Origin of the sequence: Thioclava pacifica DSM 10166 (assembly GCF_000714535.1) — a bacterium.
In the GTDB taxonomy this organism is placed as follows: domain Bacteria; phylum Pseudomonadota; class Alphaproteobacteria; order Rhodobacterales; family Rhodobacteraceae; genus Thioclava; species Thioclava pacifica.
Window position 1 is genome coordinate 15,321 of the sequence record NZ_AUND01000023.1, and the last position, 12,325, is coordinate 27,645.

The following is a 12,325-nucleotide window of genomic DNA, read 5'->3' on the forward strand; positions in this document are numbered from 1 at the left end:
TCCCTGAAATATCAAGGGGCGACCCGACATTGCGCGTCGCCCCGACCCCGTCTTTACGCGGGATTATTGCAGAACGCCCATTTCCTTATAGTAGCGTTCGGCGCCCGGATGCAGCGGGATCGGCAGACCCTTCACCGCATCTTCGAGCGAGATGCCGCCAGCCGCCGAATGCGCGGCCTTGAGCGTGTCGAGATGTTCGAAGATCAGCTTCGTCATCTGGTAGGCTTCCTCATCCGAGACGCCCTCGCGGGTGACGAGGATGTTGGTGATCGCTACCGTCGGCACATCAGCATCCTGGTTCGGGTAGGTGCCCGCGGGGATCACGCCAGCCTTGTAGGGCGCGCCCAGCTTCTCGGCGATATCGGCGGGGATCGCGACGAAGGTGACGGCCTGCGTGGTCGAGAGATCCTTCAGCGCGGCATTGCCAAGCCCCGAGGACTGGAAGGTTGCGTCGAGCTGGCGGTTCTTCATCAGTTCGACAGATTCCGAGAAGGGCAGGTATTCGATCTTGCCCATGTCGTCGTAGCTCATGCCCGCAGCGTCGAAGATCTTGCGCGCGTTCAGCTCGGTACCCGATTTCGCCGCGCCGACCGAGAGGCTCTTGCCCTTGAGATCGGTGATCGTGGTCGCCTCGGCATCTTTCAGCGCTGCGATCTGGATGAAGTTCGGATAGATCGCCGCGATCGCACGCAGCTTGCCCAGCGGTGCCTTGAAACCCGCCTCGGGGTTGCCTTCCCAGGCATCCTTCACCGAATCCCCGAGCGCGAAGGCCAGCTCGCCGCGGCCCTGCTGAAGCAGGTTGAGGTTCTCGACCGACGCCTTGGTCGACTGCACCTGAACGCGGGCGCCTTCCATGTTCTGGCCATAGACCTCGGAGATCGCGACGCCGAGCGGATAATAGACGCCCGAGGTACCCCCGGTCAGGATGTTGATGAAATTCTCAGCGTGAGCGACAGGTGCACTAAGCGCAATGGCCCCGGCGACCAGCGCGCCGAGCTTGATGTTGTGAAACATCCGTTCCTCCCATGTAACGTGCCCGCTCGTGACGGCGGGACTGAGCCCAAAGTGGCGATTTTACCGGATAGTTCAAATCAATTCACGGCCCTGCGACAAGAAAACGTCTGTTCTCCCCGGGGTTACAGGGCACATTGCCGCAAGAAGAGGCAGTGGTCTCGCACAGCTCCCTCGCGCGTTTGCGAGTGCCGGAGTAGGTGGGGTGCCCTTGCACAGGCACCTGCGCGATGTGGAAGCTTGACGGAGCAGGCGCGATCTGGTGGGGACGACACAGGAAATCCGCCTGTGCGAGCCATCATGCCCACAACCAGATCCCGAGCTTTCGATCCTGCGCGCTGGCCGCACGGTTTGCGTTGGGCTGTGTTGCTGGTCGGATCGGGCCTGCTGGCCGCGTTTCTGGCCGCAGTGCATCTTTCGGCCGCCTTCCTGCTTGGCCCGATGGCGGTGGCCATCGCGCTTGCCTCAAGCGGCGGTGCGGTGAAACTGCCGCGCGCGGCCTTCGTGGCTGCGCAGGGTGTGGTTGGCGTGATGATCGCCTCGAAACTCCCCGCAAGCATACTGCCCGAGATTGCTCGCGACTGGCCGATCTTCCTCGCGGGAACGCTCTCGACGGTGCTCGGTGCCTCGGCGCTGGGCTGGGCCATGGCGCGCTCTGGCGGCTTGCCCGGGACGACCGCGATCTGGGGCTCCTCGCCGGGCGCCGCAACGGTAATGACGCTGATGTCAGATGATTTCGGCGCCGATATGCGGTTGGTCGCGGTGATGCAATATACCCGTGTCGCGTGCTGCGCGATCGCTGCAACTGCCGTTGTGGGGCTCTTCGGCGTGGTCGAGCCCGGCAGCGTCGCGGCGATGCGCCCCCAACCCGAGGCGGGCGCGATGCTGGAGATCGCCAAGAGCCTCGTGCTGGGGATCGGCACGGCCTTTCTCGGATTGAAGCTGAGGATCCCCGGTGGCGGGCTTCTCTTCCCGATGGCGAGTGGCCTGCTTTTCAGCGCGCTGGGGCTGATCGAGATCACTCTGCCGCAGACGGTGCTCGCACTCAGCTATGCGATCGTCGGCTGGGGGATCGGGATGCGCTTTACCCGTGAGGTGCTGCGCCACGCCGCGCGCCTGCTGCCGCGCATTCTGGGCTCGATCCTGGCGTTGATTGCGATTTGCGCAGGTTTCGCTATGGCGCTGGTCCATTTCGCAGGGATCGATCCCGTGACTGCCTATCTCGCCACCAGCCCCGGTGGGGCGGATTCGGTGGCGATCATCGCGGCGGGCACGCAGGTCGATGTGCCCTTCGTCATGGCGATGCAGATCGCGCGTTTCCTGCTCGTTTTGATAGCCGGGCCCGCCCTCGCTCGCGCCTTGTCGCGCCGGCAATTGCGGACCCGCTAAGGATCAGGTCACTGGTTGAACGCCGTCTCGCCGTGGCGATAGGGCTCTTGCTGGATCAAGAGCACGCCGGAATTGTCATCCGGGTCGTTGTCGTAGTGATCCTTTGTCACCACCCCAGGCAACTCCCCGAAGGCCTTCGACAGCTTGATCGGCGAGAAGGTGAAGGGGATCTTGTCGTGCAGCCACGGCATGTCGCGCAGCGCGCTCGAGACCGAATCCGCGCACATCATTTTGTTGACCGAGCCGTTACGCTCGACCCGTGCCATCAACTGATCGGCCTGAGCCATTGTCAGTGGCATCGTCTGCGCGCGCACATACCAGCTCTCGCGAGCATGATAATCGACATAGAATTTCCGCATCTTCTCGGTGATGCCGAAATGCACATCGTTGCGCTCGGGCGCCCAGGGGTGATTCCAGGTGCCGGCCGGATCGAAGATGATCCGCTCGCGCCCGTTGATCATCAACGCCGAATGTCCGCCCGCACCCGTGTTGGTGCTGATCACCGTGTAGAGCGTCAACGAAGGCGGCTCTTCGGAGACGTAGCGATACTTGGCCACCTCGGCATCCGAGGCGTAAATATTGTCTGCACCACAGCCGGCCAGCAGAAGCGGCAGCATCAGGCAGACGAGAAGCAGGCGCATCATCTGCCCGATCTCCCGTTCTGAGCGTGTCTCTTTCAGCTGCGCCGGTCGCGTCAGCCGTTCACAAGAGCGAGAAACACCAGAAAGCAGATGATCACAACAACCGAGACTGTGACGAAGCGCACAAATCCTGCGAATGTTCTTTCCTGGACACGGATATCCATATTGCCCGGCTTGTAGTCGGCCATTGCGCGTACTCCCTATTGCGCCATTCTCCCAGAGCAAAACCTAGCCGAGCCTTGCGCGCCTGTCACGCCTCCTGTTTCGGTGGAGTCTTCTGCGCTTTGGAGTCCTCTTCGAGCGCGCGGGCCAGCCGAAAGCCGATCCGGCGCGGCGCCTCGTCCTCGGGCAGCTTGGGCTGGGCGATCAGCATCACGTTGAGCTGGTTCACATGCTGGATGAGTTGCGTCCGCGCGCCGTATTCGTCGGTGCCGTAGAAGGTCAGGATGTCGGGATCGAAAAAGCCGATCCCCTCGATCTGGAGCACCCCGGCCTCGCCGCCGGTCAGGCCGAGCACGACCTCCTCGTCTTCCTTCAGTTGTTCTTCGAAGTTCTGGATGTAGAGCAGCACACGCTCATAGGCCCATTGCGCGGGGCTCTTGTCCTCGGGCGGCTCGCGGGTGAGTTCGGGCGGAAGTGGCTTGACCTCCGCCGTCTGGGGCGCGTCGCTCGCGGTATGCACCACCTTGGCCCGCGGCAGGGCGGCTTCTTCCTGCGCTTCGGCGGTGGTGCGTATCTCGGTCATCTCAGGCTCCAGATCCAGGCGCCGTCCTCGCGCAGAGTGCGGCTGACCTCCCCCTTGTGCCAAAGATGATTGAGATGCGCCATCGCCTCGACCAGCGCGAGCCCGTAAGTGCCCTCGTCGATCTGGCGCTTGAAAAGCGGCGGGAAGCATTCGCCTGCGGTGCGTGGCGTGTCCAGATGCTTGCGCAGACGCTTCAACGCGCCCTCGTGGTTCTCGACCATCTGGCGCAGGCGCAGCGGCAGTCCGGTGAAAGGCAGCTTGTGCCCGGGCAGGACAAGGTGACGATCCTCCGCCACTTCCACGAACCGCGCGCAGGAGGTCAGCCAGTCGGCCAGCGGATCGGCCTCGGGCTCGGTCGCATAGACGCCCAGATTGGCCGAGATCGAGGGCAGAAGCTGATCGCCGCCCAGTACGAGATCGTCGTCGAGGCTCCAGAGCGTCGCATGTTCGGGCGCGTGCCCGTCGCCCATCCGCACGACCCAGCGCCGCCCGCCCAGCGTGATCTCGTCGCCCTCGCTGATCCGGGTGAAACCGAGCGGCAGCGGATGCACGCAATCGGCGAAGTTGAAGGGGCGCTCCTCTGCGCGCTTTTCCAAAATGGCGGGGTCCATCCCCGCGCGCCGGTAATAGGCGAGCGTTTCGGCCACGGGCCGGTCCTGCGGGTCGAGCTGCAGCATCCGCGCGAAGAGCCAAGAGGTGCGGGTGGTGATAAGCTCCGCGCCCTGCGCCTGAAGCCAGCCTGCAAGGCCGATATGATCGGGATGGTAATGCGTGACCAGCACGCGCGTGACGGGCTTGCCCGCAAGCGGCCCCTCCATCGCGGCCTGCAGCGCGGCGCGGCATTTGCGCGTGTCGATACCGGGATCGACCAGCGTCCAGCCATCGCCCTCGTCGAGCGCGAAACAATTGACGTGATCGAGCGCCATCGGCAGCGGCAGGCGCAACCACAGCACGCTCGGCGCCACCTCGATCGCCTCGCCGCTCCGAGGCGGTTCCGCCCAGGGGTATCGAATGCCGGCGCTCTCGCCCCTCATGCCTCGAGGTCTTCGACCGACAGCGCGTAGAGCCCCTCAGCCCCTTCCTTCGCCTCGGCGAGCGAGGCTGCGTAGATCGGCATGAGGCGGCGGATGTAAACGGCGGCGAGATGGCCACGCGCGGAATTGCGGCCCTCGGCCATCGCGGCGCGCAGGTGGTAGTAGCCACCCAGTACCCGGGCAAAGGCATCGAGATAGGGCACGGCACCCGCGAAGCGGTCCTGCATGCCCTGCCCGATCATCCATTCGGTATGCTCGCGCATCGCCTCGGCCGCCTGCCAGACATCCTCGGCCAGAACCGGGAATTCGCTGCGGGCCGCCTGAGCTTCGTCCTCGACCTCCTGCAGAAGCCGACAGGCCGCGGCGCCGTCATCCATCATCTTGCGGCCGACGAGATCCATCGCCTGGATGCCATTCGTGCCCTCGTAGATCGCGGTGATGCGAACGTCGCGGGCAAACTGGGCCGCGCCGGTTTCCTCGATATAGCCCATGCCGCCATGGACCTGCACGCCGGTATTGGTCACGCGGATGCCCATATCGGTGCCATAGGCTTTCGCGATCGGGGTCAGCAGGGCAGCGCGCGCCTGCCAGCTTTCCTTGCCCGTCGCGCGGCCCATGTCGATGGCCACGCCGCAGGCCAGCGCGATCGCGCGCGCGGCGAAGATCTCGGCCTTCATCTCGGCCAGCATCCGGCGCACGTCGGCGTGTTCGACGATCGGAGTGAACTGCACGCGGTCCTTGGCGTATTCGAGCGCCTTCTGATAGGCGGCCTCGGCCACGCCGATGCCTTGCGCGCCGACGTTCAGGCGTGCGTTGTTCATCATCGTGAACATCGCAGCCATGCCCTTGTGCTCGCCTCCGACCATCCAGCCGGTCGCGCCCTCATAGCTCATCACGCAGGTGGGCGAGCCGTGGATGCCCAGCTTATGTTCGAGCGACACGACCTTGAGCGAGTTCGCAACGCCCGGATTGCCGTTTTCGTCAGGGATGAATTTCGGCACCATGAACAGGCTGATCCCCTTCGTGCCTGGCGCCGCATCGGGCAGGCGGGCGAGCACCAAATGGCAGACATTGCTCACCACATCCGAGTCGCCCCAGGTGATGAAGATCTTCTGCCCGGTGATCGCATAGGTGCCATCGCCGTTGGGTTCGGCCTTGGTGCGCAACGCGCCCACGTCCGAGCCCGCCTGCGGTTCGGTCAGGTTCATCGTGCCCGACCACTCGCCCGAGATGAGCTTCGGAAGGTAGAGCGCCTTCAGCTCGTCGGACGCGTGATGCTCCAGCGCTTCGATCTGGCCTTGCGTCAGCAGCGGGTTGAGCTGGAGCGACAAGTTTGCCCCCGAGAGCATGTCGTTGAAGCCCACGTTGATCGCCTGAGGCAGGCCCATCCCGCCATATTCGGGATCGGCCGCGATGCCGACCCAGCCGCCCTCGGCCAGAGCCTGAAGCGCCTCCTTGAAGCCCGGTGCCGAGCGCACAACGCCATTTTCGAGCTTCGTTGGCGTCAGATCGCCATCACGGTTCGTCGGTGCGATCACCTCGTCACAGAGCCTGCCGCCTTCGGTCAGGATCGCCTCGACCATGTCGGGGGTGGCCTCTGCGAACATTTCGGTCTCGGCCACGGGGGCAAGCGGGACGACATGATCGAGAATGAAACGGATGTCGTTAACGGGGGAACGGTAGCTCATGGGTCTCCTCCGGGCGGCTTGGCAATTGCAGCCGACGCGTCTATGTCCTGTCTGGTTGAACTCACCCTACCGCAAGGGCAGCCCCCTTCAACTCCAACGCTGCGTGACGACTGCATGAGCACCGAAACCCTTCTGCTTGCCCCCGACACGACGGGCTTCGCCAAGGCGGCGGAGCTGCTGCGCGAAGGCGCGCTTGTCGCAATGCCGACGGAGACCGTTTACGGGCTCGCGGGAGATGCGCGCAACGATCGAGCCGTGGCGGAGATTTTCGCCGCGAAGGGCCGCCCGCGCTTTAATCCGCTGATCGTGCATATGGCCTCGCTGGAAGCGGTCGAGGAAATCGCGGTGGTCTCGGATGCCGCGCGCCAGATCGCGGCGCGGTTCTGGCCGGGACCGCTGACGATTGTGCTGCCGCTGCGCGCGGATTCGGGGCTCTCGGATCTGGTGACGGCCGGTCTTGATACAGTGGCGATCCGACTGCCTGCGCACCCCGTGGCGCGCGCGCTGCTCGAGGCGTTCGGAGGGCCGATCGCAGCCCCTTCGGCAAACCCCTCGGGCAAGATCAGTCCGACCACGGCGCAGCATGTGCTCGATGGGCTGTCAGGCAAGATCGCGGCAGTTCTCGATGGCGGGGCCTGCGAGGTGGGGGTGGAATCGACGATCCTCTCGCTCGATCCGCCCGCGCTGTTGCGTCCCGGCGGGATTGCGGCGGAGGAGCTGGAAATGGTTCTGGGCGCGCCATTGCCGATCGGCGGCGATGCGTCGAAGCCCAACGCGCCGGGGCAGCTGAAATCCCATTATGCGCCGGGGGCGGCGGTGCGGCTGGAGGCGATGCAGCCTCGCCCGGACGAGATCTGGATCGGCTTTGGTGCGGATTGCGCGGGCGCCGATCTGAACCTCTCGCCCAAGGGCGAGCTGACCGAGGCCGCGGCCAATCTTTTCGCGATGCTGCGCGAGGGTGACGCGCTGGCGCGACGGCGTGAGGCGGGAACGCTGGCCTTCGCGCCGATCCCCGAAACCGGGCTGGGGCGCGCGATCAACGATCGCCTGCGTCGCGCGGCGGCCCCGCGCGACTGAGCGTGCTCAGGCGTCGCGCAGCGGCGTGACGCGCCCGCGGAAGGGATAAGCCGGGTCGGCATAATTGCCCACCACGGCGCCCACAGGTACCACGCTTTCGATGAAGGCTTCGTCCTCGGCGGTGTAGTCGGTGCCCGGTCCGCTCAGATAGCCTTCGAGCTGCTCGGGATTTTTCGGCCCGATCAGCACGCTCGACACGATCCGGTTCTCCAGTACCCACCGCACCGCGAGATCGGCGGTGCGGCGACCGCTCGCGCGGGCATGGGTGTCGACGCGCTCGGCGGCGGCGAGGAGATCGGGGCGGAACTCGGTCTCGGTGATGCGCTGATCACCGCGCGCCGCGCGCGAGCCCTCGGGAATTCCGCCGACATATTTGCCGGTCAGCACACCGCGCGCGAGCGGCGAATAGGGCACGACACCGATGCCGAAATGCCCGCAGGCGGGCAGGTAGTCGATCTCGGCCAGGCGATAGAGCGCATGATAATAGGGCTGCGCCGCGAGCGGGCGCGCCACGCCCAGTTTGTCGGCAATGCGGACCATTTCGGCAATCTTCCAGGCGCGGAAGTTGGAGAAGCCCCAGTTGTGGATCTTGCCCTCTTCGAGCGCCTGCCCCAGCGCCTCGATGACCTCCTCCAATGGCGTGGCCTCGTCGTCGCGATGCAGGTAGTAGAGGTCGATCGACCCGGTGCCGAGCCGCTCGAGGCTGCGCTTGAGACCCTCGGTGATCCAGCGCCCCGACAGCCCACCGCTATCGGGCTGTCCGGCCAGCTTGTTGCCCACCTTGGTCGCGAGGAACCAGTCGTCGCGCCGCGCCGCGATGGCGCGCCCGACGATCTCTTCGCTGCGCCCATCGGCATAGGCATCGGCGGTGTCGATGAAGCTGCCCCCGGCCTCGGCAAAGCGCGCGATCATGTCCTCTGCCATCGCGGGCTCGGTTTGCGCACCGAACATCATCGCACCGAGGCACAGTTCGGAGACCTCTGGGCCTTTGCCCAGCGAGCGGCGGTTGAGGGTGATCTGCGGCATGGGCTCCTCCGGGATGGATCAGTCGGACACGTCAGGGCCGTGCTTGGCCTTGCGGGCCATGTAGAACGCAAGCGCCAGCATGGCCAGTGTGAGCGCATAGATCCCCAGCGCGATCGGGCTGTTGACGAGGATCGAGAAATCCCCACCGGAGATCGAGAGCGCCCGGCGCAGGTTGTTCTCCATATCCGCGCCCAGCAGCAGGCCCAGCACCACCGGCACGATAGGAAAATCGAACTTGCGCAGCACGTAGCCAAGCACGCCAAACCCGACCATCACGAACATGTCGAAGACCGAATGGCTGATCGAATAAATGCCGATGAAGCTGACCATCACCACGAAGGGCATCAGCAGCCATTGCGGCAGACTCAGCAGCCGCGTGAAAAGGCCGACCATCGGGATATTCAGGATCAGCAATACGAGGTTGGCCAGATACAGCGCCGCGATCAGACCCCAGACGAGGTCGGGCTCGCGGGTGAACAGAAGCGGCCCCGGCTGGATGTTGAGCGAGATCAGCAGCGCCAGCATCACGGCGGTCGTACCCGATCCCGGCACGCCAAGCGTGAGCATCGGGATCAAGGCGCCGCCCGCAGCCGCGTTATTGCCCGCTTCGGGGGCGGCGATCCCGCGCGGATCGCCTTTGCCGAAGGTGCCATCTTTGTTCGAGAGTTGCTTTTCCGCTGTGTAGGAAACGAAGGCACCCAGCGAAGCACCCGCCCCCGGAAGGATGCCGCAGACAAAGCCGATCGCCGAGCCCCGGAAGGCGGCGGTCAAGCCTTGCAGAACCTCGCGCAGACGCGGGATCGCGCGGCCCATCTTCACCATCCCGTCCGAGGATTTGTGCAGCGTCTCGAAATAGACCAGCACTTCGGAAATCGCGAAAAGACCGACAATGGCGACGATCGGATCGAACCCGTCATAGAGGTGGAACGAGCCGAAGGTATAGCGTGCCGTGCCCGTTCCAGGATCAAGCCCGACGGTCGCGAGCATCAGCCCGAGAAAGGCCGCGAAGAGCGTCTTCACCGGATTTACGCCGACCACGCCACCCACGGTCGCGAAGGCCATCACGTAGAGGGCGAAATAATCGCTCGGCCCGAAATGGATGGCGGCCTTCGCCAGCAGCGGTGCAAACAGCGTCAACCCAACTGTCGCGAGCGTCGCGCCGATGAAGGAGGCCATTGCCGAGATCCCGAGCGCCTGCGCCGCCTTGCCCGCGCGCGCCATCGGATAGCCGTCGAGCGTGGTCATGATCGCCGGTTCGTCGCCGGGAATGTTGAGCATGATCGACGAGATCCGCCCGCCATACATCGCGCCGTAATAGATGCAGGTCAGCATGATCAGCGCCGAGCTGGGCTCGAGTTTCAGCGCAAAAGCGAGCGGGATCAGGATCGCCACGCCATTGACCGGGCCGAGTCCGGGCAGCGCACCGATCAGCGTGCCGAGAAAGCTGCCGATCGCCGCCAGCGTGAGGTTGAGCGGCGTGAGCGCGACGGCGAAGCCCGCAGCGAGGGCGGCAAGAATGTCCATGACGGTTCAGCTCATGAAATCGGGGAAGGCGGGCAGCGGAAGGCCCAACACCCTGTCGAAAAGGAAAAAGAGAAGCAGGCTGATCGAGATTCCGGCGATTGCGGCATAACTCCAGCGCGTCCCCACGAGCCGCGCCAGCAGCGCTGTGCCGAGCATCGTCGAGAGCGGAAAGCCCAGCGGTTCGAGCAGCGCGACATATCCCAGCAGGATCGCAAGCGCCGCGCCCTGCTTGAGCATCGGCGCGCCACGCTCCCATTGCGGGTCGGGATCGGGACGCAGGACCATCGCGAGGCTCAGAAGCGCCGCCGGGATGGCGATGATCATCGGAAAGGCCGCGGGGCCCAAGGGGTCGCCGAAGCTCGCCTTGTAATCCCGCGCGGCTAGACCGTAGAGGATCGACATGGCGAGAAACGCCATGCCGAGAAGCCGGTTCATCATTGGATCACGCCGATCTCTTTCGAAATCCGCGCCATCGCATCGACCTGTTCGCTCACATAGGTCTCGAACTCGGGGCCGCCGCGCCAGATCGGAACGAGGCCTTTCGCGGTCGCTTCTTTCTTCCACGCATCCGTGTCGTAGAGCGTGTGCAGTTTCTCGACCCAGCCGTTATAGACATCGTCCGAGACCTTGCCGCCGGTATAGAACCCACGCCAGTTGTAGCCGGTCACGTCGATGCCTTGCTCCTTGGCGGTGGGTGCGTCGGGGAAGGCCGGGATGCGGTCATCCGAGAGCGCCGCGAGGATGCGGATATCGCCGGATTCGACAAAGCCCGCGATCTCGCCGAGGTCGGTCGAGACGGCGCCGACCTGGCCGCCCATCATCTGCGTCACGGCCGGGCTGCCGCCGTCGAACTGAACCCAGCGGATCGACTTGTAGTCATCGGCGCTCATGCCGGCCTTATCGGCCACCATCAGCATGCGGATGTGATCCCAGCCGCCCACACCCGACGAGCCCGCGACCGGCACAGAGCCAGGGTCGGCCTTGAGCTTGGCGAGCAGGTCGTCGAGCGTCTTCATGTCGGATTTCGAATCGACCACGATCACGCCCACATCCGAGCCGAGCATGCCCAGCCACCGCATCGTATCGATGCCGGCCGGATATTTGCCCTGCGCGATCTGGGTCACGCCGACGGTCGAGGTCGCAACCAGCAGTTCGGGATCATCCGCGCGCTTCGCCGCGACATTGGCGAAGGCCACGGCGCCCACGCCGCCGGGCATATTGGTCACTTGAACGGGGGCGTCGACGATCTTCTGATCGTAGAGCAGCTGGCCCACGGTGCGGCAGGTGAAGTCCCATCCGCCGCCCGGATCCGCCGGCGCGATGCATTCGGCCGCGCTTGCGCTGGTGGCACCCAGCGCACAGGCCAACAGCCCCGCACCGAGGATCTTCGTGAAATCAAGCATAGTCTCCTCCCTTGCTTGTCTCGGTTTGCCGGTTGATCCGGCATCTTGTCCGCCCGCCGCGAAGGGGGGCGGCTGACCTCATGGGGGCGTGTCGACAAAACTCCTCGCCCCGAGGATTCGACGCGCGTCCTCAATCGCGCGGATGATCTGGTCGCGTACGGCGCGTGTGTGAGCCCGCAGCGCGGCCTCGGCCTTTGCTGCGTCGCCCTTGCGGATCAATGCGATGATCTCGCTGTGTTCGTGATGGGCAACCTTGCGATCCTCGGCATTGCTCGCCAGAAGCCAGCGCGCCCGGGCTGCGCGGGCCACACAATCACGCACCGCTTCGGTGAGGAAACGGTTGCGGGTCAGCGCCGCCAGCTCGACATGGATATCGAGCCCCGCGCCGAGCCAGCTCTCGGGCGTCATCGGCTCCAGTCCGCGATCGACGGTCGCTTGCAATGCGTTCAGTTCTTCGGCGCTCGCGCGCTCGCAGACCAGCCGCACCACCACCGCCTCGATCTCCTCGCGGAATTCGAAGACTTCGCGCAGCAGCGGCATGTTGAAGGGCGCGACGATCCAGCTGCGGCTGTCACGCTCTACGAGCCCTTCATTGGCCAGCGTCGCAAGCGCCTGCCGGATCGGCGTGCGCGACACGTCGTAATGCGATTCGAGAAAGCGCTCGGTGACCGGCTCGCCAGGAGCCAGCGTCAACGACAGGATGTCCGCGCGAATCCTCCCGAGCACCTCATCGGTGCGGTTCCCCCCGGATTCCTTCGCGATTTTCTGTAGCGCTGCCATGCATTGA

General features: G+C 65.0%; 13 protein-coding genes. 2 read left to right on the plus strand and 11 right to left on the minus strand.

Annotation, left to right across the window (positions count from 1 at the left end; genetic code table 11):
* Positions 1–63 precede the first annotated feature (63 nt).
* The gene (locus TP2_RS09385) at positions 64–1,014 is read right to left on the minus strand and encodes a TAXI family TRAP transporter solute-binding subunit (RefSeq protein ID WP_038076573.1); all 951 of its coding nucleotides are present in this window, start codon (positions 1,012–1,014) and stop codon (positions 64–66) included.
* 297 nt (positions 1,015–1,311) lie between these two features.
* Here TP2_RS09385 and TP2_RS09390 point away from each other — a divergent pair, with 297 nt between their 5' ends.
* Positions 1,312–2,400 carry an AbrB family transcriptional regulator gene (locus TP2_RS09390; RefSeq protein WP_051692426.1) on the plus strand — a complete coding sequence of 363 codons (1,089 nt, stop codon included), beginning with the start codon at positions 1,312–1,314 and terminating at the stop codon, positions 2,398–2,400.
* An 8-nt stretch (positions 2,401–2,408) separates the two neighbouring features.
* Here TP2_RS09390 and TP2_RS09395 read toward each other — a convergent pair whose 3' ends face one another.
* The 5 genes from TP2_RS09395 to TP2_RS09415 all read right to left on the minus strand — a co-directional run bounded on the left by TP2_RS09395 (position 2,409) and on the right by TP2_RS09415 (position 6,508).
* Positions 2,409–3,044, minus strand: coding sequence for a hypothetical protein (locus tag TP2_RS09395; protein ID WP_240473740.1), 636 nt, complete (start codon positions 3,042–3,044; stop codon positions 2,409–2,411).
* A 50-nt stretch (positions 3,045–3,094) separates the two neighbouring features.
* Positions 3,095–3,229: an aa3-type cytochrome c oxidase subunit IV gene (locus TP2_RS09400; protein ID WP_038076574.1), complete on the minus strand. Its 135-nt coding sequence runs from the start codon at positions 3,227–3,229 to the stop codon at positions 3,095–3,097.
* A 62-nt stretch (positions 3,230–3,291) separates the two neighbouring features.
* Positions 3,292–3,786: a DUF6173 family protein gene (locus tag TP2_RS09405; RefSeq protein WP_051692427.1), complete on the minus strand. Its 495-nt coding sequence runs from the start codon at positions 3,784–3,786 to the stop codon at positions 3,292–3,294.
* Positions 3,783–4,820 (minus strand): MBL fold metallo-hydrolase, encoded by a 1,038-nt coding sequence (locus tag TP2_RS09410; RefSeq protein WP_038076575.1) that lies wholly within the window; start codon positions 4,818–4,820, stop codon positions 3,783–3,785. The genes TP2_RS09405 and TP2_RS09410 overlap by 4 nt, the downstream gene beginning before the upstream one ends.
* Positions 4,817–6,508, minus strand: coding sequence for an acyl-CoA dehydrogenase (locus tag TP2_RS09415; protein ID WP_038076576.1), 1,692 nt, complete (start codon positions 6,506–6,508; stop codon positions 4,817–4,819). Before TP2_RS09415 ends, TP2_RS09410 begins: the two co-directional genes overlap by 4 nt.
* 114 nt (positions 6,509–6,622) lie before the next feature.
* On the opposite strand from TP2_RS09415, the gene TP2_RS09420 reads away from it, so the two are divergent.
* Positions 6,623–7,585, plus strand: a complete 963-nt coding sequence (locus TP2_RS09420) for an L-threonylcarbamoyladenylate synthase (RefSeq protein WP_038076577.1) — start codon at positions 6,623–6,625, stop codon at positions 7,583–7,585.
* 6 nt (positions 7,586–7,591) lie between these two features.
* Here TP2_RS09420 and TP2_RS09425 read toward each other — a convergent pair whose 3' ends face one another.
* The 5 genes from TP2_RS09425 to TP2_RS09445 all read right to left on the minus strand — a co-directional run bounded on the left by TP2_RS09425 (position 7,592) and on the right by TP2_RS09445 (position 12,318).
* On the minus strand, positions 7,592–8,611 hold the full coding sequence (locus TP2_RS09425; protein ID WP_038076583.1) for an aldo/keto reductase: 1,020 nt from the start codon (positions 8,609–8,611) through the stop codon (positions 7,592–7,594).
* Positions 8,612–8,629: 18 nt separating this feature from the next.
* The gene (locus tag TP2_RS09430) at positions 8,630–10,135 is read right to left on the minus strand and encodes a tripartite tricarboxylate transporter permease (protein WP_038076585.1); all 1,506 of its coding nucleotides are present in this window, start codon (positions 10,133–10,135) and stop codon (positions 8,630–8,632) included.
* Positions 10,136–10,141: 6 nt separating this feature from the next.
* Entirely contained in the window at positions 10,142–10,570 is a 429-nt protein-coding gene (locus TP2_RS09435; RefSeq protein WP_240473741.1) for a tripartite tricarboxylate transporter TctB family protein, read from the minus strand.
* Positions 10,570–11,538, minus strand: a complete 969-nt coding sequence (locus tag TP2_RS09440) for a Bug family tripartite tricarboxylate transporter substrate binding protein (RefSeq protein WP_038076590.1) — start codon at positions 11,536–11,538, stop codon at positions 10,570–10,572. The genes TP2_RS09435 and TP2_RS09440 overlap by 1 nt, the downstream gene beginning before the upstream one ends.
* 78 nt (positions 11,539–11,616) lie before the next feature.
* The gene (locus TP2_RS09445; RefSeq protein ID WP_051692429.1) at positions 11,617–12,318 is read right to left on the minus strand and encodes a GntR family transcriptional regulator; all 702 of its coding nucleotides are present in this window, start codon (positions 12,316–12,318) and stop codon (positions 11,617–11,619) included.
* Between the last annotated feature and the right edge of the window lie 7 nt (positions 12,319–12,325).